Below are 26,202 nucleotides of genomic sequence, written 5' to 3' on the forward strand. Positions count from 1 at the left end.
GCTGCCGTATGCCGGAGGCCGAGCCGCTGCTCCAGGCGGAGGCCGGCCTGGCTGTCGTACGCCGGATACCGGCCCGGTTGCCGCAGGGCGGAGGCTGGCCTGGCTGCCGTACGGCGGAGGTCGGCCCGGCTGCCGTACGGCCGGGGCTGGCCCGGCTGCCGTATGCCGGAGGCCGAGCCGCTGCTCCAGGCGGAGGCCGGCCTGGCTGTCGTACGCCGGATACCGGCCCGGTTGCCGCAGGGCGGAGGCCGGCCCGGCTGCTCCAAGGCGGAGGCCCGGCCCGGCTGAGGCACGGCGGAGGCCGACCGGGCTGGAGGCTGGCCCGACTGCCGTAGGGCGGGGGGCTGGCCCGGCTGCCGTATGCCGGAGGCCGAGCCGGTGCTCCAGGCGGAGGCCGGCCTGGCTGTCGTACGCCGGATACCGGCCCGGTTGCCGCAGGGCGGAGGCCGGCCCGGCTGCCGTACGGCGGAGGTCGGCCCGGCTGCCGTACGGCGGGTGCCGGGCCGGCTGTCATATGCCGGGGGCTGACCAGACTGCCGTATGCCGGACACCGGCCCGGTTGCCGCAGGGCGGAGGCCGGCCCGGCTGCCGTACGCCGGACACCGGCCCGGCTGCCGTACGGCGGGGGCTGACCAGACTGTCGTATGCCGGAGGCCGAGCCGGTGCTCCGGGCGGAGGCTGGCCCGGCTGCCGCAGGGCGGAGGCCGGCCTGGCTGCCGTACGTCGGAGGCCGAGCCGGTGCTTCACGGCGACGGGCGGCGCCATGCCGTCCGCCGCGCCCGGCCCGCCGGTCGTCACGCCATGCCGGAGGCCGGCCCCGCGAGCGTGCGGGGCCGGCCTTGTCCGTGCCGGATCCGTCGGTCAGGCCGACCCCCGTTCGAAGGGCCGTCCCAGCGCGGCCGGTTCCCGGTGCTGCGTGGTGAACAGCAGCATGGCCAGCAGCGCCAGCAGGTACGGAGCCGCGACGAGCAGCTGGGCGTTGAGGGTGATCCCGAGCGGCGGCAGCGCCATGCGCAGCGCGTCGGACAGGCCGAACACCAGGCAGCCGAGCAGGGTCCGGCCCAGCCGCCACGCCCCGAAGATGACCGCGGCGATGACGATGTAGCCGCGCCCGGCGGTCATGTTCTGGTTGAACGAGCCGACCTCGCCGACCGCCAGGTACGCGCCGCCGAGACCGGCCATCGCGCCGCACCACAGCAGTGCCTGGCGGCGCCGCAGGTTGACCTTGATGCCGGTGACGTCGGCGGCCTGCGGGTTCTCTCCCACCGCCCGCAGTTCCAGGCCCCAGCGCCCGCGCTCCACCAGCCACCAGGTCAGCGCGATCAGCGGGATCAGGAGGTAGGCGGGCCAGCGCACGGCGAACAGCGGCTTGCCGATGACCGGGATGTCCTCAAGGAGCGGGATGGACAGCACCCCGACCTGGTGCGAGGAGAACTGCTGCGTCGTGATCAGGTAGCTCGTCAGACCGAGCACCAGCGCGTTCAGCACGAGGCCGACGACGAAGGTGTTGATCTGCGCCCGGTGCGAGAGGTTGCCGTGCACGAAGCCGATGACGAGACCGGTCAGGACGCCGACGAGCAGGCCGGTGGTGGCGCTGCCGGTCGCGCTCGCGGCGGCGACGGAGGTGAACGCGGAGCCGAGCATCATGGCCTCGACGGAGATGTTCATCGTGCCGGCCCGCTCGGCCACGTACTCGCCGCAGGCGGCGAGGGCGAGCGGCACGGTCAGCCGGACGCCGCTCGCGAGAATGGTGGAGGTGCTGTCCAGAGCGCTCACGCGACCACCTTCACTTTGGCCGGGACGACGGACACGGCGGGCTCGGCCGACGGCCTGGCTCCGCGGCGCCCGCCGAAGAGGTCTACGAGGAGCGGCGGCACGACGAACGCGAGGACCAGCAGCGCCTTGACGACATCGACGAGGTAGTACGGCACGCCGGTCGCCGAGAGGAAGTCGCCGCCGGAACGCAGCACGGCGAACACGAACGACACCGGGACCGCGACCAGGGGACGGTTGCGGGCGACGAGCGCGACGAGCAGGCCGTCCCAGCCGACGTTGTCGGCGAGTCCGCCCTGCAGCCGGTTGGTGCTGACCGGGCTGGCCAGCAGCAGTCCGCCCGCGAGACCGGCGAAGGCGCCGGACAGGGTGAGGGTGAGACCGCTGAGCGCGGCCACCCGGACCCCGGCGTGCTGGGCGGTGCGCCGGTTCAGCCCGACCATGCGTACCCGGAAGCCCCACCGGCTGCGGGTCAGCACGAGGGCCACGCCGGCCGCGGCGGCGAGCGCGATGAACAGGCCCGCGTTGAGCTGAAGCGACGGGTACTGCCCGAAGTCCGCGAGCCGGGCGCCCGCGGGCAGCGGGTTGGACTGGGCGTCGGCGATGCCGGATGAGCCCTGCGCGCTCTCCTGGAGGAACCACGGGGTGCTGACCGCGAACGTGACCAGCTGGAGGGCGAGGAACGTCATCAGCATGGTGCTCACCGTGACGTTGACGCCGCGGTAGCGGTACATCAGGGCGCTGAGCGCGGCCCAGGCGCCGCCGCCGACGGCCGCGGCGGCCATCACCACGACGACCAGCATCGGTCCGGGCATGGCCAGCCGCAGCCCGACCCAGGCTCCGGCCAGGCCGCCGATCAGCACCTGGCCCTCCTGGCCGATGTTGAACGTGCCGGCCGCCGCGCAGACGCACGCGCCGACCGCGACCAGCAGCAGCGGCGCCGCGTTGAGCAGCGTCGTCGTCCAGCCGGTGGCGTTGGCCAGGCTGCCGGTCCAGATCGCGGCCACCGAGGCGCCCGGCGAGGCGCCGGTCAGCATCAGCAGCACGGCGGACGCGCCCAGGGCGACGGCGACGAGGGCGACGGTGACGCCCGCCGTCAGCCAGCCGTCGCGCCCGGGACGGAGCCGGGCGAGGAGGCGCCGGGCGACCTCGTCGGGGGCAGGCAGGGAGGCGGTGTTCATGCGGCCTCACCGCCGACCAGCATGCCGAGCCGCTCGGGGGTCGCCTCGGAGACGGGAAGCGCGCCGGTGATCCGCCCGGAGGAGATCACCGCGATCCAGCTGGCCAGGGCCATGACTTCCTCCAGTTCGGTGGAGATGAGCAGCACTCCTACGCCGTCGGCGGCCGCCGCGCGCAGCCGGGCGTACATGTCCTCGATGGCGCCGACGTCCAGCCCGTGGGTGGGCTGCGCGGCCACCAGGACGCGGGTGTGGCCCGACAACTCCCGGGCGAGCACGACCCGTTGCTGGTTGCCGCCGGAGAGGCTGCGCACCGGTGCGTCCAGCGACGGCGTGACGATGTTGAACTCGTCGGCGAGGCGGCGGGCCTCGGCCAGCATCGCCCGCCGCCGCACCAGGAACCGGCCGCTGACCTTGTCGAGCGACTTCATGGTCAGGTTCTCGGCGACGCTCATGTCGAGGACGACGCCGCTCTGGTGCCGGTCCTCCGGGACGATGCCGAGGCCGGCCTTCGACAGCGCGCCGGGCCGGGTCACGTCGATCTCCTGCCCGGCGACCTCGACGGTGCCGGCGGTCGGCACGACGAGCCCGGAGAGGACATCGCCGAGCATCGCCTGGCCGTTGCCCTCGACGCCGTAGAGGGCGACGATCTCGCCCGCGCCGACGGTCAGCTCGACGCCGTCGAGCACCCTGACCCCGCCGTGCTCCACGGTGAGTCCGGCAAGGCGCAGCACGTGCCCGCCGCTGTCGTGGCCGCCGTCCCGCCCGGTGCGCGTGCTGCGCACCGGCAGCAGGCCGAGGGCGGCGCCCTCCTCGCCCAGCGACACCTCTCGGCCCACCATCTGCTGGGCGAGCAGCTGCGGGGTGGTCTCGGCGGTGACCGCCCGGAAGGCGACCCGGCCCTTGCGCAGGACCGTCACGCGGTCGGTGGCCCGGGCGATCTCGGCGAGCTTGTGACTGATGAGGATGACGGCGCGCCCCTCCTCCTGCACCACCCGGCCGAGTACGGCGAACAGTTCCTCCGACTCGGCCTGGGTGAGCACCGAGGTGGGCTCGTCGAGGATCAGGATCTGTGGGTCGCGCCGCAGGCACTTCACCACCTCGACCCGCTGCCGCTCGCCGGCCGACAGGGTCCCGACGCGGGCCTCGGGGTCGATCGGCAGCCCGTACCGCGCGGAGACCTCGGCGATCTCGGCGCAGACGGCCTGCTTGTCCACCTTGCCGCTGTCGCCGAGCGCCACGTTCTCCCACACGGCCAGCGCGTCGATGAGGCTGAAGTGCTGGTGCACCATGCCGATGCCCAGCTCGGCCGCTTCCTGCGGGCTGTCGAGCGCGACCTCCTCACCGCGCACCAGGACTCGGCCGGCGTCCCGCCGGACCAGCCCGAGCAGGACCTTCATGAGGCTGGACTTGCCCGCCCCGTTCTCGCCCAGGAGTCCGTGGATCTCGCCGGCGTCGACTCTGAGGTCCACCGCGTCGCAGGCCGTGACCGAGCCGTAGGACTTCGTGATGCCGTGCAGCTCAAGAAGGGGAACCGCTGAGGCCGTCGGTGTCATCGCTGCATCTTCCTCGTCGGGGTCGGCAGATCAGCCAAGGCGCTTGACCTCGGCGGCCGGGTCGATCTCCTTGCTGCCGATCTTCTTGATGAAGTCCGCCAGCTGCTGGGCCTCGTCGCCCTTGGGGTCGCAGATCTTGACGGTCGGGTAGGGGTCGACGCCCAGCTGCCACACGCGTGTGGTGCCCATCTTCAGGTTGTTCTTGGCGAACTCCTCCAGCGCGGCCCGGAAGTAGTCACCGGGGCTGAAGATGACGGAGATGTCGAACTTCGGGGCGGTCGAGTCGCAGCGGTCGGTGCCCGGAGTGAGGGTCAGCACCTTGTTGGAGTTCGCCAGCTGGGCCGAGGCGTCGGTCGCGCCGCCGAGGTAGGGGTAGACGACCTTGGCGCCCTGGCTGATCTGCGCCTGCGTGGCCTCCTTGGCCTTGGCCGAGTCGTTGAAGTCGCCGGTGTACGTGGTGGTCAGCTTCGCCTTCGGGACGACCTCGCGGATGCCGGCCAGGAAGGCCTTGGCGGCGGCGACGCTGAAGTCGGCCTTGGCGCCGGTGATGAACCCGGCCTTGGTGTCGCCGGCCGTCTTCATCTTCAGGCCCGCGGCGTAGCCGGCGACCAGCATGGACTGGTTGGGGTCGTCGGCGGACAGCATGATCTTGGGGGTCTGGTCGATGTTCGCCGACGAGGGCACGTACCAGGCGGTCTTGGCGCAGACCGGCTGCTCGGAGGCGGGGATGGCGGTCTTCAGCTCGCTCGCGCCGAGCGCGACCAGGTCGACGTTCTGCTGGCACAGCGCGCGGGCCGCGTTGAGCGCGTCGTTCACGGGGACGCTGCCGCGCTTGATGACCTTCCAGCCCTTCTCCTTGGCGAACGCGTCCGCTCCGTCTACGAAGCTCTGGTAGTAGCCGTGGTCGTTGATGTCGCCGGGGCTGAGGACGCCGATGACGACCTTGCCGTCGCCGTTGAGGTCGGGCTGCTTGAGACCCTTGCCGCTGCTGTCGCTCGCCGAGGTGTCCGTCTTGGCGGCGGTCGCGTCGTTGCTCGCGCAGCCGGCGAGCGCGAGGGCTCCCGCGAGGGCGAGGCCGACCGCGGCTCGGGGACGGCGGAGGGTGCTTCTCGTGGTCATGTGCGTCGTTCCATTCGCTCAGGGGTGTCGCTCGGGGGTGTGGCTGAGTGGAGTCGCTGAGTGGAGTCGCTCGGGGGTTTCGAAAGGGGGCGAGGGGAGGCGCTCGGGGTGTCGGTCGGTGGTGCCGCCCCGGCGGGGTGGTGGTGACGCCGGGTGGGCGGTCGTGACGCCGGGTGGGGTGATGGGACGGCGGGTCCGCCCGGGGGCGGAGACGGCCGGGTCGTCAGCGGTGGTGCCGACGGCCGCGGCGAGCACGACGGGTACGCCCGGTATGCCGGCGGAGTAATCGCCGGCCGGCGCTGTCCGCCCGGCCGGCGCCGCGGGGGTGTGCGGCGCCGCGGGGATGTGCGGCGGCCTCCGCACCGGTGCGCCCGGAGGCCGGGGCCGGCGCGGGCCCGGCCCTGTCGATGACGTTCAACGGTTGGTCTCCCTCCCTGGGTGGCCGCCGGTTCTCCGGGCCGGGCCGGGCTTACCGGGTGGCCACCGGCTGGGGCCAGGCCGGGCGGGGGGTGAGGCCGGCCCGCCGCAGGAGGGCGGCGGAGCGTTCGGCGGCGGCCTCGGCGACGGCCGCCAGGTCGACGCCGGTCGGCCGCCGGTCGCGGACGACGACACGGCCGTCGACCAGCACGTCCCGGACGGTGCGGGAGACATGACCCCAGACGAGCTGGCGGGCCAGGTCGCCCCTGGGCATCCAGGCGGGATCGGCGGTGTCCAGTACGACGATGTCGGCGGCCTTGCCCACCTCGAGGGAGCCGATCCGGTCGCCGAGCCCGATCGCCTCGGCGCCGTCCACGGTCGCGAGGGCGAAGGCCTGCTCGGCGCGGACCGGGTCGGGCAGGTCACGGTCGCGTTCCAGGGCGGCGAACAGGTAGGCGGCCAGCAGGACGTCCGGGGCGTCGCCCGCGTTGTGCGCGTCGCAGCCCAGCGCCACCCGGCCGCCGCGCCGCACCAGTTCGGCGTGGCGCGACGCGCGCGTGTACCCCTGGGCGAGCCGCAGATAGGCGCCCGGGCAGGCGGCGACCGCGGTACCGGTCTCCAGGATCGCGTCGACCTCCGCGTCGTCGAGCCACACGGCGTGGCCCAGCAGCAGGCGCGGGCCGAGCACCCCCAGTTCACGGAAGTGGACCACCGGGCGGCGCGCGCAGCGCAGCGCGTACGCGTCGACGTCGGCGGGGCCCGGCGAGATGTGCCAGGTCAGTCCGGTGTCGAGCCGTTCGGCCAGGGCCGTCGCCCCGGTGAGGAGTTCGTCGCTGACGAGGTCGTGGCCGACGAGCGTCACCCAGCCGGTGACCGGACCGGTGGCCGGCAGGGAGCGGACGATGTCCTCCTGCCGGGCGAGTACCTCGTCGGCGGGCGCGCCGAGCGGCACCCCCTCGGCGTCCCAGCCCCAGCCGCCGACCCGCGCGCGGACGCCCGCGGCGCCGAGGCCCGCGGCGGCGCGTTCCGGGAAGGCCACCGTGCCCGGTTCCAGCACCGTGGTGATGCCCCGGGACAGGCACTCCACGGCGGTGATCGTCGCGGCCAGCTCGTCGTCGTCGCCGTCGGCGGCGGCGTGCAGCGGGACGATCCAGTCGAAGATCGACTCCTGCGAGCCGATGTCGTCCGGGATCATGCTGCGCACGAGCGGGTCGACGGTGGTGTGCTGGTGGGCGTCGACCAGGCCCGGGATCACCACGCAGCCCGACGCGTCGATCTCCCGCGCCCCCGGGAAGCGGGCGCGCAGTTCCCCGGCGGTGCCGAGCGCGGCGATGCTGTCGCCGGACACGGCGACCGTCGTACGGGTGAGGACGCGCCGGGCGGGATCCATCGTGACGACGTCGCCGCCCGTGATCAGCAGATCGGTCACGGCTCGATCACCACCTTGCCGACGGTGTCGCGGGCGGCGAGCACGTCCCAGGCCTCGGCCAGGTCCCCGAGCGGGAACCGGGCGGCGGTGGGCAGGTGCAGGCCGTCGGCGAAGCAGGCCGAGGTGGCGGCGACGAAGTCGGCCGAGGTGTAGCCGCCGGCCCCCAGCAGTTTCAGGCCGCGGTGGAAGACCTCCCGGAGCGAGAAGGACACCTCGTCACCGCTGGTGTTGCCCATCATCAGCAGACGTCCGCGGACGCCGAGGCAGTCGAGTGAGGTGCGCCAGGTGTCGGTGCCGACGTGGTCCAGGACCAGGTCCGCGCCGGCGCCGTCGGTGAACGCCGACACCGTCTTCACCGCGTCGGGGTCGTCGTTGGGCAGCACCAGGTCGGCGCCGGCCGCGCGGGCGGCGGCCCGCTTGGCGTCGCTGCCGGCGAAGGCGACGACACTGGCGCCGGCCCGCCTGGCGAGCCCGATGGCCGCCAGGCTGACGGCGCTGGCGCCCGCGTGGACGACGAGGGTCTCACCGGCGGCGAGCCGGCCGAGGGTGTGGACCGCGTGCCACGCCGTCGCGTAGGCGGTGGGCAGGGTGACGGCCGCGGCGAGCGGCACCGAGTCGGGGACCTGGACGATCGATTCCGCGGACGCTCGTACGTACTCGGCCAGCGCGCCCGGGGCGTTGCCGCCGAGGACGCGCGGCCGGACGCAGTACGCCCGGTCGCCCACCGCGCAGCGCGGGCAGCTGCCGCAGCCCTGGGTGGGATCGGCGATGACCCGGTCACCGGGGACGACGGTGGCGACCTCGGTCCCGGTCGCCACCACTGTTCCGGCGAGGTCCATGCCGGGTACGTGGGGGAGGCGGAAGTCGGGGAGCAGGCCCGGCCCCCTGAGCTGAAGGAGGTCCAGGCGGTTCAGCCCGCAGTACTCGACCTCGACGACGACGTCGCGAGGGCCGCACACCGGTTCCGGGACTTCCCGCGGGGACACGGCCTCGGGCCCTCCGAAATCGGTCTGCACCATGGCTCGCACCGGCTGCCCTCCTCCCTCTTCCGTCTCGCATTGCGAGTCGGTGGAACGTATTGCGAGGTACTCTGCCCCCGCCGAACGGCCGTGTCAACGCTCCTGTGGAACATCTTCGTTTCGTAGGTTTTTCGTGTGAGCGCTCGGCTCCGCACCGCTCACGGCGCAGGCCGGAGCGGGTGGGAAACGGACGCGCGGCCCGGTGACACGGACGCGCCCGCCCCGCCGGCGACGCGCCGCACAGCGCGCCGCGCCTGCCTGTCGGCACGGCGCACGGCGGCCGCCCGTCGGCACGCCCCGCGCGCAGGTCATGCGGGGGTCCGGTGGCCGGCCGGGCGACGGCGCGTCACGTGCGGGGTCGGCGGCCCGGCTCGGGTGGTCACGCGTGTGCAGGTCATGGGCGGGGTCGGTGGCGGGCGGCAGCGCGTCGTGTCCGGGGTCGGCGGCCGGGTCGCGGCGCGTCACGCGCGGGGCCAGTGGCCCGGGGACGGCACTCGCGCGGGGGTCGGCGGCGGTCGGCGGCGTGTCATGTGCGGGGTCGGCGGCCGGGTGCGGATGGTCATGCGCGTGCAGGTAGTGCGCGCGCGTCGGCGGCGGGCGGCGCGTCGCCGGGCAGGGCCGGTGGGTCGGGCGGCGGCGCGTGTTCGGCGGCTGGGCGTAGTGGGGCACGCGCGCGCGTCGCGCGCGGGGGCAGCGGACGGGCGGCGGCACGGCGCCCGTGGGGTCGGTGGCCGGGCGGCGGCGTGGTGCCCGTGGGGTCGGTGGCCGGGCGGCGGCGTGGTGCCCGTGGGGTCGGTGGCCTGGGGGTGGCGTGGTGCCCGTGGGGTCGGTGGCCGGGCGGCGGCACGTCTCGCACGGGGTCAGCGGCCGGCCGGCACCGCATCGTCGTCGTCGGCGCCGCACAGGCGCCGGTCGTCGGCGGCGAGGAGGTCCAGGGCCGCGAGCGCCAGATGGAGTTCCGCGGCGGCGGCGGGCAGCAGGGGATCGGTGCCGAGGAGGTTCTTGATCTGCCGCACCCGGTAGCCCACCGAGTTGCGGTGCAGGTGGAGCTGTTCGGAGACGCTCTGCCGACTGCCACGCTCGGCCAGCCAGGCCCGCAGGGTGGCCATCAGCTCGGGGCGCCGCAGAACCGGCCCCAGGTGCGCCTCGGCGTACGCCTCGAGCCGGGCGCGGGGGAGCGGCAGCAGCATCTGGACGACCCCGCAGCCGTCGTAGGTGAGCAGCGGGACGTGCCGGGTCCGGGCCAGGCCGAGCAGTCGTTCGGCCTCGGTGAAGGACCGGGCCAGGTCCTCGGGCGAGTCGGGGTGGGAGCCGCTCGCCGCGACGACGTGGTCCGCCGACTCGTCGCCGGTCATCAGGCGCAGCCGGTTGCGCAGCCGGGCGAGCACGGCCTCACCCGGCACCACGGTCCACGCCGTACGCGCCTCCTGCTGCACCGGGTGCTCCAGCCAGGCCAGCGCGGTCGACCAGGCACGCAGCCGGGAGCCGCTGTAGTGCAGTACGGCACCGGCCGGCGGCCGCTGCGGATCGATCCCCAGCGACGCGGCCGCCGCGCGCTGCGACGGACTCACCGTGCCGGACCGCAGCGCCGCGACGACGTCGGCCGGCGTGTGCCGAGGGGGAGCCTCGGCGGACTCCTCGCCCGCGCGCACGGCGTCGATGAGCAGCGCGGTGACCGCGGCACCCGCCAGCGCCCGTACCCGCGGATCACCGGGACCCAGGGTCAGCAGCACCCCGGCCACGGTCGCCCCGGCCCGTACCGGCAGCGCCGTCGCCCGCAGCCCGTCGAGTGTGTCGACCACCGGCCCGGCGGTGCCGGCGAGCACGCCGTGCGCCACCGCGGCCGGCACGCCCGCGCCGCCGTCGGTGGCCGCCAGCGGCACGCCCCGCGCGGACAGCAGGCGCGCGGGCCGCCCGGTCGCTGCGCACAGCGCGCGGAGCACGTCCGAGCGCGCGGCGCCGGCGAGCACCGCCTCGGTCAGTTCCCGCTCCAGGGCGGCGGGTTCGGCGTCCGGTCCCGGCCCTCCCCGGGCCGCTCCGGACCACGCTCCAACGGTTCCAACGGTGGTGATACCCATGGGCTCTCGCTCTCAGCGGTCCAGCAGCCGGACGGCCACACCCTTCTCCTGCGTGTACTCGCGCAGCGCCGCGTACCCGCCGCCCCGGCTGAAGCCGCTGTCCTTCTGCATGTTGAACGGGAAGCCGATCACTCCCGCGTCGTGGAACTGGTTGACCGCGACCTGCCCGGAGCGGACGTCCTTCGCCAGCCGCAGCGCCCGGGAGATGTCGTTGCTCCAGATGCAGGCCAGCAGGCCGAAGTCGGTGGCGTTCATCAGCTCGGTCGCCTCGGCGGCGTCGCGGAAGGACTGGACGGCGAGCACCGGCCCGAAGACCTCCTCGCGGGCGACGCGCATGCCCGCGTCCACCCGGTCGTACACCGTCGGCCGGACGAACCAGCCGTCACCCGTGGGCGCGCCGCCGGTGACCAGCCGCGCCCCCTCCCGGGGGGCGTCCGCGAGGAAGCCGCTGACCCGGTCGAACTGCGCGGCGCTGACCAGCGGACCCATGTCCAGGTCGGCCTCCCAGGGCCCGGTCTTGACCGCGGCCATGGCGGCGGCGACCCGTTCCACGACCTCGTCGTGCACCGAGGCCTCCACGAGCAGCCGGGAGCCGGCGTAGCAGTTCTGGCCGGCGTTCTCGGTGATCGAGGCGACGATCGCCGGGATCGCCGTGTCGAGGTCGGCGTCGGCGAAGAGCACGTTCGGCGACTTGCCGCCGAGTTCCAGCTTCACCGGGACGAGGTTCTGCGCCGCGGCCGCCATGATCGCCCGCCCGGTCGCGGTGGAGCCGACGAAGCTGATGTGGCCGACGTCCGGGTGCGAGGTGAGCGCCACGCCCGCCTCGGGGCCGAGCCCCGTGACGACGTTGATCACGCCCGGCGGGAAACCGGCGCGCCGGGCGAGTTCGACGAGGGCGAACGGGGCCAGCGGCGCGATCTCGGACGGCTTGAGGACGACCGTGTTGCCCGCGGCGAGCGCCGGTGCCACGTTCGCCGCGGTGAGCACGGCGGGCACGTTCCACGGGATGACGACGGCGCACACGCCGTACGGCTCGGGAACCGTGTAGCCCAGGTAGTCGGGGCTGCGGGTCGGCAGCGTCACTCCGGTGAGCTTGTCGGCCGCGCCGGCGAAGTAGTCGATGATGCCGTGGGCGATGTAGATGTTCGTCCGGCCCCCGGACAGGGGCTTGCCCACGTCCCGCGCCTCCACGGCCGCGAGCGCCTCGACCTCGGCGATGATCAGGTCGGCCCAGCGCCGGAGCAGTGCCCCGCGTTCGCTCGGGTTGGTCGCCGCCCAGGCGGGGAAGGCGCGGCGCGCCGCGGCGACCGCGTCGTCGACGTCGGCACCGCCCGCCCGGGCCGTCCTGGTGATCACCTGCTGAGTGGCCGGATCGAGGACGTCCAGCGTGCCGCCGTCGCGGGCCGCGACCCACTCGCCGTCGATGAAGTGCTGGGAAGAAGGGAAGTCAACAGCCGCCATAGGGGGAACCTTGACCGGTCATATCGCGCATGTCAATATGCGATCTCGCATTGCGAGTCATCGCGAGAAGCCATTGCGAGTCGTCGCGAGAAGTCCTTGCGAGTCGTCGCGAGGAGTCGTCGCGAGGAGTCATTGCGAGTCGCCGCGAGTCGTCGCGAGTCGTCGTGAGCCAGTCGGACCCAGCGCGGGTCAGCCGGACGCAGCGCTGGACAGTGCGAGTCACCGAGGAGGCCTTGTGCGCGCCACCGCCGCTCTGCTGGAACAACCCGGACAGCCGTTCGTCCTGACCGAGGTGGACCTGGAAGAGCCCCGCCCCGACGAGGTGCTCGTCCGCGTCGCCGCCGTCGGCATCTGCGGTACCGACCTCGAGTTCGCCACCTTCTTCCCCACACCCGCGCTGCTCGGGCACGAGGGGTCGGGCGTCGTCGAGAAGGTCGGGGCACACGTCACCTCGGTGCGCCCCGGCGACCACGTCACCATGTCCTTCACGTCGTGCGGCACGTGCGCGCTGTGCCGCACCGGCTCGCCCGCCTACTGCCGAGCCTTCGACGCGGTGAACTTCTCCGGCCGCCGGCCCGACGGCTCCACCGCGGTGACCCACGAGGGGCGCGAGGTCAACGCCCACTTCCTCGGCCAGTCGTCGTTCGCCAGTCATGTCGTCGCACCGGAGCGGGCGGTCGTCAGGATCGACCCGTCGCTGGACCTGCTGCGCGCCGGGCCGTTCGGCTGCGGCTTCCAGACCGGCGCCGGCGGCGTGCTCAACGTGCTGCAGCCGCGCCCCGGCTCGTCGATCGCGGTCTTCGGGGCGGGGGCCGTCGGCGTGGCCGCCGTCATCGCCGCCGCACTGAGCGGCTGCGAGGTCGTCGCCGCCGTGGACGTGAACCCGGCCAAGCTGGAGGCGGCGCGCGGCTTCGGCGCCACGCACACCGTCGACTCCTCGGCGGGGGACGCCGCCGGGCGACTTGCCGCCCTCGTCCCGGAGGGGTTCGACTTCGTGATCGACACCACCGGACGCGAGGACGTCCTGCGCGTCGCCGTGGAGGCCCTCGGGCCGCTCGGCCGCGCCGGTGTCATCGGCGTCGGCCCCAGCGAGTCGATGAGCTTCGACTGGCGCAGCATCCTCAACGGCCGCACGGTGACCGGCATCATCGCGGGCTCCAGCCTGCCGCAGCTCTTCCTGCCGCGGCTGCTCGACCTCAACGCCAAGGGCCGGTTCCCCGTCGAGAAGATGATCACCTATTTCCCCTTCGAGCAGATCAACGAGGCCGTCGCGGCCGTACGGTCCGGCTCGGTCGGCAAGGCCGTGCTGACCTTCTGACCTGCCGGGCGCCGTCGTCCGGCTGCCGAGACGGTGTCCCGCGGGGCGTTGTCACACGGGCGGCGGCACCTTAAGGTGACCGCACCGCCGATGAGGCAGCAGACATCCGGTGGCGCGGCCGGACAACACCGCGCACAGGTCCGAGCACGTGGAGCGTGCCCACCATGTCCGCCGACATCGACTTCGCATCCGAGCAGCGCACGGCTGCCGAGCAGCACACGGATTCCGAGCCGCACACGGCTGGCGAGCCGCACACGGCTGCCGAGCCGCACACGGATTCCGCGCAACCCGGCCATCTCGATCAGCCCAGCGACTTCGACCACCACTCCGACGACGCCAACGCCGACCCGGTCGCGTACTACGCGCGTTTCCGCGAGAGCTGCCCGGTGGGCCGCTCGGCCGCACACGGCGGCTTCCACTACACGACGCGGTACGCCGACGTGGCCCGCATCGCCCGCGACGACGCGACGTTCTCCTCGGCCCGCAGCGACCACGGCGGCCAGGGAGTCGGCATCGTCATCCCCAAGGGCCCGGGACTCGAGCAGTACCCGATCGAACTCGACCCGCCCCGGTCGACCGAGTACCGGAAGCTGATCAACCCGCTGCTGACCCCCGAGGCGGTCGAGCGGCTGGTTCCCATGATCGAGCGTCACGCCGCCCGCGTCGTGGACGAGTTCATCGAGCACGGCTCCTGCGACCTCGTCCGCGACCTCACCAACCCGCTGCCGGCCGCGGTAACCCTGGACTGGCTCGGCTTCCCCGAGGACGACTGGGCGAAGCTGGCCGGTCCGGTGCACGACATCTTCGCCGCGCCCGCCGACAGTGAGCGCGCCGCACGCGGGGCCGCCGGGCTGGCCTACATGGACCGGCGCATCCGCGAACTGATCGCCGAACGCCGCACGGCGCCCCGGGCCGACGCGGTCAGCGCGCTGGTGGCCGGCCGGACCGCCGACGGCGGCGAGTTCGGCGAGGACGAACTGGTGTCCGTGATCGGCCTGCTCATCGCGGGCGGTGTCGACACCACCACATCCCTGACCGGATCGACCCTCGTGCACCTGGCCCGCCACCCCGAGCAGCGCCGGCGGCTGACCGAATCCCCCGATCTGCTCGACACGGCGACCGAGGAATTCCTCCGCGCGTTCGCCCCGTCGCAGTCGATGGCGCGCACGGTCACCCGGGACACCGAGGTCGGCGGCTGCCCGATGCACGCGGGCGACCGGGTGCTGATCCCGTGGGTCGCCGCGAACCACGACCCCGCCGTCTTCCCCGACCCCGAGCAGGTACGGCTGGACCGCGACGCCAGCCGGCACCTCAGCTTCGGCATCGGATCGCACCGTTGCGCGGGCGCCCACCTCGCCCGTGCCATGTTCCGCGCGATGATGACGCAGGTCCTGACCCGGCTGCCCGACTACCGGGTGATCGAGGAAGGCCTGGTGCCCTACCCGACGCGCGGCAACCAGTCCGGCTGGGACGCGATCCCGGTGGTCTTCACCCCCGGCCCCCGGGCGACCGGTACGACGGGCGCGGCCCGCGCGCTGACCGCGCCCACCCCGCTGCGGGTGACCTCGGTGCGCGCGGCGGCCGAGGGCGTCGTGGCCGTCGGCCTCGGCCTGCCGGACGGGGGCGAACTGCCCGCGTGGCGGCCCGGCGCGCACGTCGAACTGCGGCTGCCCTCGGGCCGGCTGCGCCAGTACTCGCTGTGCGGGGACCCCGCCGACACCACGACGTGGCGGATCGGTGTCCTGCGCGAGCCCCGGGGGAGGGGAGGGTCGGCCGAGCTCCACGAACTCGCCCGCCCGGGAGCCACGTTCACGGTGCGCGGGCCGCGCAACCACTTCCCGCTGGTGGACGCGCCGTCCTATCTGTTCCTCGCCGGCGGCATCGGCGTCACACCGATCCTGGCCATGGTCCGCGAGGCCGCCGGACGCGGCACGCCGTTCTCCGTCGTATACGGGGGACGCACCCGCGCGACGATGGCGTTCGCCGGCGAACTCGCCGCCGTCGCCGGCGACGCGCTGACCCTCCTGCCGCAGGACGAGGCCGGGCTGCCGGACCTCCCCCGGCTGCTGGGCGCACTGGACGCGGACACCGCGGTGTACGCGTGCGGACCCGCCCCCATGCTCGCGGCGGTCGAGCGCGAGTCCGCCCGCCTGGGCCTCACCGACCGGCTGCACCTGGAACGCTTCGCCGCCGGCGACGAACTCGAGACGGCCTTCGACACCACGGCGAACCGGCCGTTCGAGGTGCGCCTCGCACGCACCGGGGGCACCCTCACCGTGCCGGCCGACCGCCGCCTCATCGAGATCCTGCGCGATGCCGTCAGCGGCTTGTCCTACGACTGCGAGAAGGGGTACTGCGGCGCCTGCGAGACCCGTGTCCTCGCCGGAACGCCCGAGCACCGCGACTCCGTGCTCAGCGACGAGGAACGCGACGCCGGGCGCACGATGATGATCTGCGTCGGCCGCTGCCGGGGCGACCGGCTCGTCCTCGACCTCTGAGCCCCGGCCCGCCCGCCCCCCGACCCACCGTCACCCGCCGCAGCGCGGTCCGGCACCAGGCCCTGTCGTCACGACACCCCCCGCCGGACCGCGCTGCGGCCTGCGCGCACGCGCACCCGGCCCCCACCACAGTGGAACCGATCGCGAGACACCATATCGCAATACGTGACGCGGTTACGGTACGGACCCGCACCCGAAACGCCAAGGCAACGGGACGTTCATAGCGTCGGCCCATCCCTTCCACGAAAGGTGGGCCATGACAGCGACCGACTCGCCCCTCCTCGACGTTGCCGCGACCGGCTTCCCGATCCTCCAGCCCGGCCGCGGAGCGATCCCGTCGAGCGCCTACGTCCCGGCCACCCCCGGCAACACCCTCTGGGGCCGCCTCCCGTGCGAGGCGGACGCACCGGTCGCCGCGGTCCACCCGGGCTCCGTCGTCACGGTCGACACGCTCAGCCACGAGGGAGTCCTGGAGGACCAGGGCCGCAACCCGCGTGAGTTCTTCGCCCGTTACGGCGTCGGCGGCGCCCATGTGCTCGACGACGTCCAGCAGATCGCGGACTCCGGCATGCCGCACGACTTCGACGACGACGGCCCGCACCTCGTCACCGGCCCGATCGCCGTGGCCGGCGCCCGCCCCGGCGACCTGCTCGCCGTGACCGTCCTCGGACTGACCCCGCGGGTCCCGTACGGCCTGGTCTCCGCCCGGCACGGCTTCGGCGCGCTCCCCGGCGAGATGCCCGCGCTGCCGGGCCCGGTGATGACCTTCGCCACCGCGCACGCGGACCGCGACGGCGCCTGGGGCCGGATGGCGGTGGACCCGGGGGACCCCTCCCGCGGCTCCCTGCGGTTCCCGCTGCGGCCGTTCCTCGGCGTGATGGGCGTTGCCGTGCCCGGCGACCAGCGTCCCCACTCGGTGCCCCCGGGACGGCACGGCGGCAACATCGACGTCGCCCTCCTCGGCGAGGGCGCCACCCTCTTCCTCCCCGTCCAGGTCGACGACGCGCTGGTCTACTTCGGAGACCCCCACTTCGCCCAGGGCGACGGCGAGATCGCCCTCACCGCGTTCGAGGCTTCGTTGCGGGCCACCGTGAGGCTGGAGGTGATACCCGGCGGCGCCGCCCAGCGCCCCGGCAACGGCCGCACGGCCCCGTTCGCCGAGACCGACGACCACCTCGTGCCGATCGGCCTGCACGAGGACCTCGACGAGGCGATGCGCGACTGCGTCCGCTGCGCGCTGGACCTGCTCATGACCGACTACGGCATCGACCGCCACCTGGCGATGGCCTACCTCAGCGCCGCGGGCGACTTCGCCGTCTCCCAGGTCGTCGACGGCGTGAAGGGCATCCACGGAAAGATCCGCAAGTCCGACTTCCGCGAGGTCACCCGACCCCGCTGACCACCGCACCGCTGCACGCCACCCGAGCCGGACGGCACGCCGAGCCCCGCCCCGGCGCCCCCGCGACCGCCCGGCCCCGGCCACCCCACTGCGACCCCGGGCCCGTCCCCCGGATTCGCTGCCCGGGCCCGTCGTCCGAGCGTGTCACCCCGGCCCCTCACTTGGGCCGTCGTCCGAGCGCGTCACTCGGCCCGTCGTCCCTCGGCCCGTCGTCCCTCGGCCTGTCGTCCCTCGGCCTGTCGTCCGGGCCTGTCATCTGGTCTGTCGCTCAGGTCCGTCACTCGGTCTGTCGTCCGGTCCGTCATCCGGCCCGTCGTCCGAGTCCGTCAACCGGGCTGTCGTCTGAGGGCGTTACTCGGTCTGTCGTCCGGTTCTGTCATCTGGTCTGTCGCCCAGGTCCGTCACTCGGTCCGTCACTCGGTCCGTCATCCGGTCCGTCACTCGGTCCGTCATCCGGTCCGTCATCCGGTCCGTCGTCCGAGTCCGTCACCCGGCCCGTCGTCCGAGTCCGTCAACCGGGCTGTGGTCCGAGGGCGTTACTCGGTCCGTCCGGGCCTGTCATCCGGGCGGTCATCCGGGCCGTCGTCCGAGCCCGTCAGCCAGGCTCGTCACTCGGGCCGTCGTCCGAGCGCGTCGCCCGGGCCGTCGTCGGGCCCGCCACCCGAGCCCGTCAGCCAGGCTCGTCACTCGGGCCGTCGTCCGAGCGCGTCGCCCGGGCCGTCGTCGGGCCCGCCACCCGAGCCCCTCGCCCGGGCCGTCGTCGGGCCCGCCACCCGAGCCCTCGCCCGGGCCGGCGTCGCGCCCGCCACCCGGGCCCGCCACCCGGGCCCGCCACCCGGGCCCGTCGCCCGGGCGTCGCCCGTGTCGGCCAGGCGCCCGCGTCGGCCCGAAGCCGTGTCTTACCGGCGCAGTGACTTGCCGAAGCCCGCGGCCAGTGGCATCCGCAGTCCCAGCGGCGGCGGTGCCGCGAACGCGTCCACCACCGGCCGGGAGAACGCCCGCCCGAACAGTGCCCCCATCACGAAGTCCTCGGCCAGCGCGTGCACTTCACTGCGGTACTGGTGCAACCCGTGGCCGTCGGAGTGCACTTCGAACCGGCACACGTCCCGGTTCGCCTTCTTCGCGCGGGCCGCCAGCCGGAACGACAGCTCCGGATCGGTCCGCTCGTCGTTCGTGCCGTGCACGATCAGTACGCGCCGCCCCGCGAGCTGCTTCACCGGCTCCGGCGACGCCGCCACGTCCTCCTCCGGCAGCCAGGGGGCGATCGCCAGGACCGAGCTGACGGCCTCGTGCCCGGCCGCCCGCAGCGCGGCCCGGCCGCCCATGCCGACGCCGACGAGGCAGACGGGGACGTCGCCGTAGCGCCGGACGATCTCGTCGGCGGCCCAGGACGCGTCCTGGGCCAGATGGGCCTCGCTGCCGTTCCAGCCGCGGTAGCGGTAGTGCACGACATGTGTGGCCAGGCCCTCGTCCCGGCCGGCCCGCGCCAGCCTGCGGCCGAGCGCCCGCATGGAGGCGGTCGCCCACATGGGAGACGGCCTGCGCTCGGATGCCTCATCGCCGCTGGGGAGCAGCAGTACCGCCCCGCTCACGGCCGTCGGCTCCGGGCCGAGCGCTCTCCCCAGCCGGGCCCGCCGCACCGGCGTCGCTTGGTGTGCCATGACAGAACAGTGTCAGAAGGCCTGGTGTACGCCACCCTTCGGTGCGGTCACCGTTACGTATCGGCGCAGATGTACACCCTGTGATCTACGCGCGTAGGAGTTAGAGTGCGTCAATGACGAGCCAGACTGTCCAGAGTGGGAACACCCCGAGCTCCGACCAGATCCGCCGGGCACCCAAGGTTCTGCTGCACGACCACCTCGACGGCGGCCTCCGCCCCGGCACCGTCGCGGACCTCGCCCGCGAGCACGGGTACACCCAGCTCCCCGAGACCGAACCCGACAAGCTCGGCGTCTGGTTCCGCGAGGCCGCCGACTCCGGTTCGCTGGAGCGGTACCTGGAGACCTTCTCCCACACCGTCGGGGTGATGCAGACGCGGGACGCGCTGGTGCGGGTGGCCCGCGAGTGCGCCGAGGACCTCGCCGAGGACGGTGTCGTCTACGCCGAGGTGCGCTACGCCCCCGAGCAGCACCTCGAGGGCGGGCTCAGCCTCGAAGAGGTCGTCGAGGCCGTCAACGAGGGCTTCCGTGAGGGGGAACGGCTCGCCCGCGAGAACGGCCACCGCATCCGCGTCGGCGCCCTGCTCACCGCGATGCGGCACGCCGCCCGCGCCCTGGAGATCGCCGAACTGGCCAACCGCTACCGCGACCTGGGCGTCGTCGGCTTCGACATCGCGGGCGCCGAGGCCGGCTACCCGCCCACCCGGCACCTCGACGCCTTCGAGTACCTCAAGCGCGAGAACAACCACTTCACCATCCACGCCGGCGAGGCGTTCGGGCTGCCGTCCATCTGGCAGGCCCTGCAGTGGTGTGGCGCGGACCGGCTCGGGCACGGCGTGCGCATCATCGACGACATCGAGGTCCGTGCCGACGGCTCGGTCGGGCTCGGCCGACTGGCCTCCTACGTGCGCGACAAGCGCATCCCGCTCGAACTGTGCCCCAGTTCCAACCTGCAGACCGGGGCGGCGTCCTCCTACGCCGAGCACCCGATCGGGCTGCTGCGGCGGCTGCACTTCCGGGCCACGGTGAACACCGACAACCGGCTGATGTCCGGAACCAGCATGAGCCGTGAATTCGAGCACCTCGTCGAGGCGTTCGGCTACACGCTCGACGACATGCAGTGGTTCACCGTCAATGCGATGAAATCAGCATTCATTCCTTTCGATGAACGACTGGCGATGATCAATGACGTCATCAAGCCGGGATACGCGGCGCTGAAATCCGAATGGCTGTTCCGGGAAACCGCCTCCACCAGCGGTTCCGTCGCGCAACAGGGCTGAACAGGGGAGCCTCGGCGGCACGGAATGCGGACGGGTATTCACAGACCGTCCGCATTTCGGTGTTTGCGGCGAGCGGTCGGTCGTGTTTACGGTCGTGGACCGCTCGCATCCCCGTCATCCCATTCAAGGACGCATTCACCATGAAGCAGTCTGCCGCCAAGACCCTCGGCGTCGCCGCCCTCGGTGCCGCCTTCGCCGCCGTCGGTGCGGGTGCCGCGAACGCCGCCCCGGCCCTCCCGGACTCCGGTCAGGCCCTGGGCGGCGTCACCAAGACGCTCCCCGTGGAGAACGTGGGCAAGGCGGTGCCGACGGCCGGCCAGGCGCTGGCCCAGGCGCAGCCCGCGGCCCGCGACGGGCTGGCCGCCGCCCGGCCGGCCGTCGGCAACCTGCTCGCCCAGGGTCCCGCCGCGCCGGTCTCCGGGCTCCTCGGCGGCCTGCCGCTGCAGGGGCTGCCCGTCAACGGTCTGCCGGTCAACGGTCTGCCGGTCGGCTGACCGTCCGCCGCCGAGAACGCTCCGGTGGGGCGCACCCCTTGTCCACGGAGTGCGCCCCACCGGCGTTCGCGCGTGCGCGGCTCCGGCTCACCAGGCGGTGCGGGTCTTGTCCTCCGAGGGCAGCAGGATCCACAGCGCTATGTAGAGCAGGAACTGCGGGCCCGGCAGCAGGCAGGACAGCAGGAAGATCACCCGCATCGTCGTCGAGGAGGTGCCGAAGCGCCGCGCCAGGGCAGCACACACTCCGCCGATCATCCGGTCGTTCGTGGGGCGGGCAAGGGCGGTCATCGTAAACGCTCCCCTTTGTCTGGGTCGGTGTGGGCCGGTTCGCTGCCCATCTGCCCTCAACGCTACGGTTCGCAACCGGACAAAGCGTCACTCTAAGGGGCCATTCCGACCCTGGGAATCGTCGGGGTCCGACCCTGAGCCGGCTCCTCCTGCCGGACGGTCGTGCGGTCCCGGCGGTCGGACCTGCGGCGCAGCCGGGCCCGTCCCGCGGGGACGACCGCCAGGTGCGCCACCGCCACGCCCAGGGTGTTCAGCAGCAGCGAGTCCACGTCCGGGACGCGGCCGGGCACGCCGGTCTGCAGCAGCGTGATGCCGAGGGAGACCAGGGCGCCGGCGGCGACCGTGCGCAGCAGGGAGCCGAGCGTGGAGGCGTTCAGTCTGCCGTGGGCCGCCGGGAGCAGGACGCCGAGCGGGGCGAGCAGACCGAGGCCCGCGCCGATGCGCCGGGCGGCCTCCATCCCGCCGAGCGCCAGGTCGGCACGGATGCCGGCGAACGGACGGAGGTTCGCGGGCATCACCCACGGGACGTCCAGCGGACGCAGCGTGAGCCAGGCGACGAACGCGAGGTGTGCGACGAGGAGGACACCCCCTGTCACACGCATGCGGATCGCGGCGCTGCCGCCGATGGAGCCTTGACGCTGCACGCCCCCCAAGACGCGGCCCCCGGCAGGATCGGTTCCGCGTTACCCCCAGGTACCTGTACGAGGCGTGCGCCACACCCCGACGACGCCCCTCGTCACCGCGCACGTCCCGCGCCGGTCCGCCGAGCCGGCCGAGTCCTCCGTCCGCGACGGGCGGACCGTCCGCCGTGCGGCGGGTCAGCTGTCCGTCCGCCGTGCGGCAGGCGAGCGGCCGGTCCGCCGAGCGCCGGGTCAGTGGCCGGTCCGGCCGTGCGGGCTGGGTCAGCCGTCGGCCGGCTGGGCGGGAGCCTGTCGCTCCGCTCGTGCGGCAGGTCAGCGGTCGGTCCGGCCGTGCGGGCCGGGTCAGCCGTCGGCCGGCTGGGCGGGAGCCTGTCGCTCCGCTCGTGCGGCAGGTCAGCGGTCGGTCCGGCCGTGCGGGCTGGGTCAGCCGTCGGCCCTCTGGGCGGACTGGCGGACCGGCGGACCGGGTCGGCCAGTGGCACCGGCGGGCCGGGTCGGCCAGTGGCACCGGCGGACCGGGTCGGCCAGTGGCACCGGCGGGCCAGTCGTACCGGGCCCTCCGGGCGGACCGGGCCCTCCGTGCGGACCGGGCGGACCGGGCGTCCGCCGGGCGGACCGGGCGGACCGCGCGTCCGCCGTGCGGCGGGTCAGCCCTCCGTCACCGCGCTGGAGGGTGGCTGCTCCGTGCCCGGGCGGGAGCGGACCTCGTCGGTGCACTCGTAGCGGCGCGGCGGGGCGGAGCCCGGACCGCCGAGGACCACCGAGCCGTCACTCTCGGCGGCCGCCGAGTCGGAGAACGTGCACACGACCTGGGCGAGCGCGGCCGAGGTCAGGCCGCCGGGCGCGACGCTCAGGCGCAGCGTGTCCTCCGGGTCGCCGGTCCGCGGTCCGCCCGCGGTCATGCCGCCGCGCACGTCCGTGACGTACCCGGCCGCCTGCTCGGCGGACGACGGCGTCGCGGCGAGCTCGTCGAGCAGCCCCTGCGCCACCAGCACCCGTCGCCGGGAGTCCGCCGCGCCGTCCGGGACGCGCACCGACCTGTCGACGGCGACCAGCGACGAGCCGCACAGCAGGAACACCCGCACGTCCAGCCCGCCCGACGGCTGCGCGGAGACGTCCGGCCCGGCCGACGAGCACTGCACCCGGGAGGGCGCCGCCCCGAAGTCCGTCGGCACCTCGGTGGCCCGTATGCCGCAGCCGGACAGCAGCACGGCGAGGACGGGAAGCGCCAGCAGGCGCCGTACGGTCATCAGGCTCCCCCCTTCGTGCCCGCGCCCTCGGCGGTCTCCTGCGTCAGCGAGGAGGCGTCCCGCGGCAGCCGCAGCGTGAACACCGCGCCGCCGTCGGGAGAGTTGGCGGCGGTGATCTCGCCGCCGTGGATGTGGGCGTTCTCCAGGGCGATGGACAGGCCCAGGCCGCTGCCCTCGGACCGCGGCCGGGAGGCGCTCGCCTTGTAGAAGCGGTCGAAGACGTGCGGCAGGACGTCCTCGGGGATGCCGGGGCCGTGGTCCCGCACCTCGATGACGATCTCGTCGGCCGCCTCGCGGACGGACACCCGCACCGGGGAGCCGCCGTGCTTGAGGGCGTTGCCGATGAGGTTGGCGAGGATCACGTCGAGGCGGCGGGGGTCGAGCCGGGCGTGCAGGCCGCGCGCGGCGTCCAGGTCCACGGCGTCCAGCCAGGCCCGCGCGTCTATGCAGGCGGTGATCTGGTCGGCGAGGTCGACGTCGTCGAGGACCAGCCGGGCGGTGCCCGCGTCGAACCGGGTGACCTCCATGAGGTTCTCGACCAGGTCGTTCAGCCGCCGGGTCTCGCTGACGACCAGGCGCACGGCGGGCTCGACCATCGGGTCGATGCCGCCGCCCTCCGACTCCAGTTCCTCCTCCAGCACCTCCGTCACGGCGGTGATGGCGGTCAGGGGCGTCCGCAGCTCGTGGCTCATGTCCGCGACGAAGCGGCGGGACGCCTCGTCGCGCGCGGCCATGTCGGCGACCCGTTTCTCCAGCGCCTCGGCCGCGTTGTTGAACGTCCGCGACAGGTCGGCGAGTTCGTCGGTGCCGGACACGCGCAGCCGGGTGTCCAGCCGGCCCTCGCCGAGGCGCCGGGCGGCCACGCCGAGCCGGTGCACCGGCTTCAGCACGGTCGTCGCGGCGGCCTGCGCGAGCAGCGCGGAGCCGATCAGGGCGAGCCCGGTGGCGATGCCGAGCGACCAGGCCAGCGAGTTGAGGTCCTTCGCCTCCGGCTCCAGCGACTTGAGCATGTAACCGGTCGTGCCGCCGCCGATCACCTTCGCGCCGGCCACCAGGTACGGCGTGCCGTGCTCGACGACGCGCTGCCAGTACAGGTGGTAGGCGTGCTTGTCGCCGGAGCCGACCGTGTGCCGTTTGTCCACCGCCGCGCGCAGCGACTCGGGGACGTCCCGCAGGGAGAAGCCGTTCAGGGCGCCCGAGGTGCCGTAGACGGTCCTGCCGTCGGTGTCCTCCGCCACCAGCAGCACGCTGAAGCGCTGACTGCTGCCCGCCATCTGGCCGGCGGTGCGCTGCAGTTGGTCCTGTGAGGGCTGCACGGGCAGCGCGCCCGCGCGGTTCTGCATCTCCTGCTGGAAGTCGCGCAGCACCGCGTCCTGGGCGCGGGTGAGGACGGCCTCCCGGTTGAGCCAGTACGCGATCCCGGACGCCGACACGGCGGCGGTCAGCGCCACCAGCCCGAACACGACCACCAGCCGCAGCCGCAGGCTGGTGAAGCGCAGCCGCGACCAGACTCCCTTGCGCGCCGCGGACCAGCCGCGGAACCCCCCGTGCGGTCGCGTCACTGAGGCGCGTCCAGCCGGTAGCCGACACCACGGACGGTACGGATCAGCGTCGGCGACGACGGAACGTCCTCCACCTTGGCGCGCAGCCGCTGGACGCAGGCGTCCACGAGCCGCGAGTCGCCGAGGTAGTCGTGCTCCCACACCAGCCGCAGCAGCTGCTGCCGCGACAGCGCCTGCCCGGGCCGCCGGCTCAGTTCCAGCAGCAGCCGGAGTTCGGTCGGGGTGAGCTGCAGGTCCTCGCCGTTCTTCGTCACCGTCATCGCCGCGCGGTCGATGACGAGGCTGCCGAAGCTCGCCGCGTCGTTCGCCTCCCGCTCGCCGCGCCGCAGCACGGCCCGGATCCGGGCGTCGAGCACCCGCCCCTGCACGGGCTTGACGACGTAGTCGTCGGCGCCGGACTCCAGCCCGACCACCACGTCGATGTCGTCGTTGCGCGCGGTCAGCAGGATGATCGGCAACTGGTCGGTGCGCCGGATGCGCCGGCACACCTCGAAGCCGTCGATGCCGGGCAGCATCACGTCCAGCACGATGAGGTCCGGCCGCTGCTCGCGCAGCAGTTTCAGGCCGTCCTCACCGGTGGCAGCAGTGGCGACCCGGTGTCCCTGGCGCGTCAGTGAGAGCTCCAGGGCCGTCCGGATGGCGTCGTCGTCCTCGATCAGCAACAGGGAAGGCACGAGGCTCATTCTGGCCCATGCACGGGCGGTGTTTCGACACCTGGTACAGGTACGTCCCTTTACCGCTTTTCTCTGTGACCGTCCTGTGTCCCCGCCGATGCCGGGCCCTGTGACAGGTCTGTGACAGTCGGCGGACACGGCGATGAAGGTGCGGCGGCAAGCTTTTGGGCACAGGCAGGAACCACCGCCTGAGCAAGACGAAACACCGGAAGTCCACGACGGGGGGCGCGAGATGAACACGCTGCACAGCACCAGCACCAGCGCAGTGGTCACGCGCCTGCACGACGTGACCCGGGGTTCCGAGAAGTCCGGTGCCGCCGTGAGCGGGCGGGGGTGCGCTCGCGGCGGCACTGGGCGTCAGCACACCGGCCATGCGCAGCAAGGGCTTCAGCCCTACATGGCGGTGTGTGACGCGCACACGGGGGAGAAGCACGGGGGGACCGCGTACGGGGAGGACCCGGGGGAGCGTCGTTCGCTGTCGGAGGCGGAGTTCACCGCCTACGTCCAGGAGCGCCGCGCCTCCCTGTACGCAACCGCCTACCACCTGACCGGCGACCGCTTCGAGGCCGAGGACCTGCTGCAGAGCGCGCTGTTCTCGACGTACAGGGCGTGGGACCGGATCAGCGACAAGGCGGCGGTCGGCGGATACCTCCGCCGCACGATGACGAACCTGCACATCAGCGCGTGGCGCCGCCGCAAGCTGAACGAGTACCCGACCGAGGAACTGCCGGAGACGCCCGGCGACACGGACGCGATGCGTGGCACCGAGCTGCGCGCGGTCCTGTGGCAGGCGCTGGCCCGGCTGCCCGAACTCCAGCGGACGATGCTGGTCCTGCGCTACTACGAGGGCCGCACCGACCCGGAGATCGCGGAGATCCTCGACATCAGTGTCGGCACGGTCAAGTCCAGCATCTGGCGTTCACTGCGCCGGCTGCGGGAGGACGAGGCCCTCAGCCTCGGCCGTGACGAGGAGGACGCCTTCGGCGAGCTCGTCGCCTGAGGGCAGGGGGGGAACGGGGAAACGGGGGACAACGGGGAATCGGGGGGACGGGGGACGCACCGGCCCGTGGCCACGGGGGACACGGGCCACGGGGGATGCGTCCCACGGGG

The 26,202-nt window shown here is 73.8% G+C and carries 21 protein-coding genes; 7 read left to right on the forward strand and 14 right to left on the reverse strand.

Features of this window, described 5'->3' with window-relative positions:
- Nucleotides 1-288 (forward strand): hypothetical protein (locus AB0G63_RS30335; RefSeq protein WP_360756658.1); only part of this gene is annotated, 288 nt, incomplete at its 5' end.
- Nucleotides 289-861: 573 nt separating this feature from the next.
- On the opposite strand, the gene AB0G63_RS30340 is transcribed toward AB0G63_RS30335, so the two are convergent.
- The 8 genes from AB0G63_RS30340 to AB0G63_RS30375 all read right to left on the reverse strand — a co-directional run bounded on the left by AB0G63_RS30340 (nucleotide 862) and on the right by AB0G63_RS30375 (nucleotide 12,030).
- Nucleotides 862-1,776 (reverse strand): ABC transporter permease, encoded by a 915-nt coding sequence (locus AB0G63_RS30340; RefSeq protein WP_360756660.1) that lies wholly within the window; start codon nucleotides 1,774-1,776, stop codon nucleotides 862-864.
- On the reverse strand, nucleotides 1,773-2,954 hold the full coding sequence (locus AB0G63_RS30345) for an ABC transporter permease (RefSeq protein WP_360756663.1): 1,182 nt from the start codon (nucleotides 2,952-2,954) through the stop codon (nucleotides 1,773-1,775). Before AB0G63_RS30345 ends, AB0G63_RS30340 begins: the two co-directional genes overlap by 4 nt.
- On the reverse strand, nucleotides 2,951-4,507 hold the full coding sequence (locus tag AB0G63_RS30350) for an ABC transporter ATP-binding protein (RefSeq protein WP_360756666.1): 1,557 nt from the start codon (nucleotides 4,505-4,507) through the stop codon (nucleotides 2,951-2,953). Before AB0G63_RS30350 ends, AB0G63_RS30345 begins: the two co-directional genes overlap by 4 nt.
- 30 nt (nucleotides 4,508-4,537) lie before the next feature.
- Entirely contained in the window at nucleotides 4,538-5,626 is a 1,089-nt protein-coding gene (locus tag AB0G63_RS30355) for a BMP family ABC transporter substrate-binding protein (protein WP_360756668.1), read from the reverse strand.
- A gap of 469 nt (nucleotides 5,627-6,095) precedes the next feature.
- Nucleotides 6,096-7,472, reverse strand: a complete 1,377-nt coding sequence (locus AB0G63_RS30360; RefSeq protein ID WP_360756671.1) for an amidohydrolase family protein — start codon at nucleotides 7,470-7,472, stop codon at nucleotides 6,096-6,098.
- A complete protein-coding gene (locus tag AB0G63_RS30365) occupies nucleotides 7,469-8,491 on the reverse strand; it encodes a zinc-binding dehydrogenase (RefSeq protein ID WP_360756674.1) in 1,023 nt (340 codons plus the stop codon). The genes AB0G63_RS30360 and AB0G63_RS30365 overlap by 4 nt, the downstream gene beginning before the upstream one ends.
- Nucleotides 8,492-9,351: 860 nt before the next feature.
- Nucleotides 9,352-10,569 (reverse strand): helix-turn-helix domain-containing protein, encoded by a 1,218-nt coding sequence (locus tag AB0G63_RS30370; RefSeq protein ID WP_360756677.1) that lies wholly within the window; start codon nucleotides 10,567-10,569, stop codon nucleotides 9,352-9,354.
- A 12-nt stretch (nucleotides 10,570-10,581) separates the two neighbouring features.
- Entirely contained in the window at nucleotides 10,582-12,030 is a 1,449-nt protein-coding gene (locus AB0G63_RS30375) for an aldehyde dehydrogenase family protein (protein ID WP_360756679.1), read from the reverse strand.
- Between the two features lie 235 nt (nucleotides 12,031-12,265).
- On the opposite strand from AB0G63_RS30375, the gene AB0G63_RS30380 reads away from it, so the two are divergent.
- From AB0G63_RS30380 to AB0G63_RS30390, 3 genes are all read left to right on the forward strand, one after another.
- Nucleotides 12,266-13,348 carry an NAD(P)-dependent alcohol dehydrogenase gene (locus AB0G63_RS30380; protein ID WP_360756681.1) on the forward strand — a complete coding sequence of 361 codons (1,083 nt, stop codon included), beginning with the start codon at nucleotides 12,266-12,268 and terminating at the stop codon, nucleotides 13,346-13,348.
- 164 nt (nucleotides 13,349-13,512) lie between these two features.
- Entirely contained in the window at nucleotides 13,513-15,846 is a 2,334-nt protein-coding gene (locus tag AB0G63_RS30385) for a cytochrome P450 (protein WP_360756683.1), read from the forward strand.
- A 256-nt stretch (nucleotides 15,847-16,102) separates the two neighbouring features.
- On the forward strand, nucleotides 16,103-17,245 hold the full coding sequence (locus AB0G63_RS30390; RefSeq protein ID WP_360756686.1) for an acetamidase/formamidase family protein: 1,143 nt from the start codon (nucleotides 16,103-16,105) through the stop codon (nucleotides 17,243-17,245).
- Between the two features lie 899 nt (nucleotides 17,246-18,144).
- Here AB0G63_RS30390 and AB0G63_RS30395 read toward each other — a convergent pair.
- Entirely contained in the window at nucleotides 18,145-18,906 is a 762-nt protein-coding gene (locus AB0G63_RS30395) for an alpha/beta hydrolase (RefSeq protein WP_324788968.1), read from the reverse strand.
- A 113-nt stretch (nucleotides 18,907-19,019) separates the two neighbouring features.
- On the opposite strand from AB0G63_RS30395, the gene AB0G63_RS30400 reads away from it, so the two are divergent.
- Together AB0G63_RS30400 and AB0G63_RS30405 are read left to right on the forward strand one after the other, a co-directional pair.
- The gene (locus tag AB0G63_RS30400) at nucleotides 19,020-20,183 is read left to right on the forward strand and encodes an adenosine deaminase (protein WP_360756689.1); all 1,164 of its coding nucleotides are present in this window, start codon (nucleotides 19,020-19,022) and stop codon (nucleotides 20,181-20,183) included.
- Nucleotides 20,184-20,323: 140 nt separating this feature from the next.
- Nucleotides 20,324-20,677: an ATP-binding protein gene (locus tag AB0G63_RS30405; protein ID WP_360756692.1), complete on the forward strand. Its 354-nt coding sequence runs from the start codon at nucleotides 20,324-20,326 to the stop codon at nucleotides 20,675-20,677.
- An 87-nt stretch (nucleotides 20,678-20,764) separates the two neighbouring features.
- Here the strand turns inward: AB0G63_RS30405 and AB0G63_RS30410 are convergent, their stop codons facing one another.
- From AB0G63_RS30410 to afsQ1, 5 genes are all read right to left on the reverse strand, one after another.
- Nucleotides 20,765-20,965 (reverse strand): PspC domain-containing protein, encoded by a 201-nt coding sequence (locus AB0G63_RS30410; protein ID WP_360756695.1) that lies wholly within the window; start codon nucleotides 20,963-20,965, stop codon nucleotides 20,765-20,767.
- A gap of 92 nt (nucleotides 20,966-21,057) precedes the next feature.
- The gene (locus AB0G63_RS30415; RefSeq protein ID WP_360756697.1) at nucleotides 21,058-21,609 is read right to left on the reverse strand and encodes a VanZ family protein; all 552 of its coding nucleotides are present in this window, start codon (nucleotides 21,607-21,609) and stop codon (nucleotides 21,058-21,060) included.
- A gap of 644 nt (nucleotides 21,610-22,253) precedes the next feature.
- The gene (locus AB0G63_RS30420) at nucleotides 22,254-22,856 is read right to left on the reverse strand and encodes a hypothetical protein (RefSeq protein WP_360756700.1); all 603 of its coding nucleotides are present in this window, start codon (nucleotides 22,854-22,856) and stop codon (nucleotides 22,254-22,256) included.
- Nucleotides 22,856-24,418 carry a HAMP domain-containing sensor histidine kinase gene (locus AB0G63_RS30425; protein ID WP_360756703.1) on the reverse strand — a complete coding sequence of 521 codons (1,563 nt, stop codon included), beginning with the start codon at nucleotides 24,416-24,418 and terminating at the stop codon, nucleotides 22,856-22,858. Before AB0G63_RS30425 ends, AB0G63_RS30420 begins: the two co-directional genes overlap by 1 nt.
- Nucleotides 24,415-25,092, reverse strand: coding sequence for a two-component system response regulator AfsQ1 (gene afsQ1, locus AB0G63_RS30430; RefSeq protein ID WP_360756705.1), 678 nt, complete (start codon nucleotides 25,090-25,092; stop codon nucleotides 24,415-24,417). The genes AB0G63_RS30425 and afsQ1 overlap by 4 nt, the downstream gene beginning before the upstream one ends.
- Nucleotides 25,093-25,324: 232 nt before the next feature.
- On the opposite strand from afsQ1, the gene AB0G63_RS30435 reads away from it, so the two are divergent.
- A complete protein-coding gene (locus tag AB0G63_RS30435) occupies nucleotides 25,325-26,092 on the forward strand; it encodes a SigE family RNA polymerase sigma factor (protein ID WP_360756708.1) in 768 nt (255 codons plus the stop codon).
- Nucleotides 26,093-26,202: the final 110 nt, after the last annotated feature.

Origin of the sequence: Streptomyces sp. NPDC020996 (assembly GCF_040641355.1) — a bacterium.
GTDB lineage: Bacteria > Actinomycetota > Actinomycetes > Streptomycetales > Streptomycetaceae > Streptomyces.

Coding starts and splice junctions, on each gene's coding strand:
- AB0G63_RS30345 (WP_360756663.1), bottom strand. CDS start 2,954: ATGAACACCGCCTCCCTGCCTGCCCCCGACGAGGTCGCCCGGCGCCTC.
- AB0G63_RS30350 (WP_360756666.1), bottom strand. CDS start 4,507: ATGACACCGACGGCCTCAGCGGTTCCCCTTCTTGAGCTGCACGGCATC.
- AB0G63_RS30355 (WP_360756668.1), bottom strand. CDS start 5,626: ATGACCACGAGAAGCACCCTCCGCCGTCCCCGAGCCGCGGTCGGCCTC.
- AB0G63_RS30365 (WP_360756674.1), bottom strand. CDS start 8,491: ATGGTGCAGACCGATTTCGGAGGGCCCGAGGCCGTGTCCCCGCGGGAA.
- AB0G63_RS30370 (WP_360756677.1), bottom strand. CDS start 10,569: ATGGGTATCACCACCGTTGGAACCGTTGGAGCGTGGTCCGGAGCGGCC.
- AB0G63_RS30375 (WP_360756679.1), bottom strand. CDS start 12,030: ATGGCGGCTGTTGACTTCCCTTCTTCCCAGCACTTCATCGACGGCGAG.
- AB0G63_RS30385 (WP_360756683.1), top strand. CDS start 13,513: ATGTCCGCCGACATCGACTTCGCATCCGAGCAGCGCACGGCTGCCGAG.
- AB0G63_RS30390 (WP_360756686.1), top strand. CDS start 16,103: ATGACAGCGACCGACTCGCCCCTCCTCGACGTTGCCGCGACCGGCTTC.
- AB0G63_RS30395 (WP_324788968.1), bottom strand. CDS start 18,906: ATGGCACACCAAGCGACGCCGGTGCGGCGGGCCCGGCTGGGGAGAGCG.
- AB0G63_RS30400 (WP_360756689.1), top strand. CDS start 19,020: ATGACGAGCCAGACTGTCCAGAGTGGGAACACCCCGAGCTCCGACCAG.
- AB0G63_RS30405 (WP_360756692.1), top strand. CDS start 20,324: ATGAAGCAGTCTGCCGCCAAGACCCTCGGCGTCGCCGCCCTCGGTGCC.
- AB0G63_RS30410 (WP_360756695.1), bottom strand. CDS start 20,965: ATGACCGCCCTTGCCCGCCCCACGAACGACCGGATGATCGGCGGAGTG.
- AB0G63_RS30420 (WP_360756700.1), bottom strand. CDS start 22,856: ATGACCGTACGGCGCCTGCTGGCGCTTCCCGTCCTCGCCGTGCTGCTG.
- AB0G63_RS30435 (WP_360756708.1), top strand. CDS start 25,325: ATGAACACGCTGCACAGCACCAGCACCAGCGCAGTGGTCACGCGCCTG.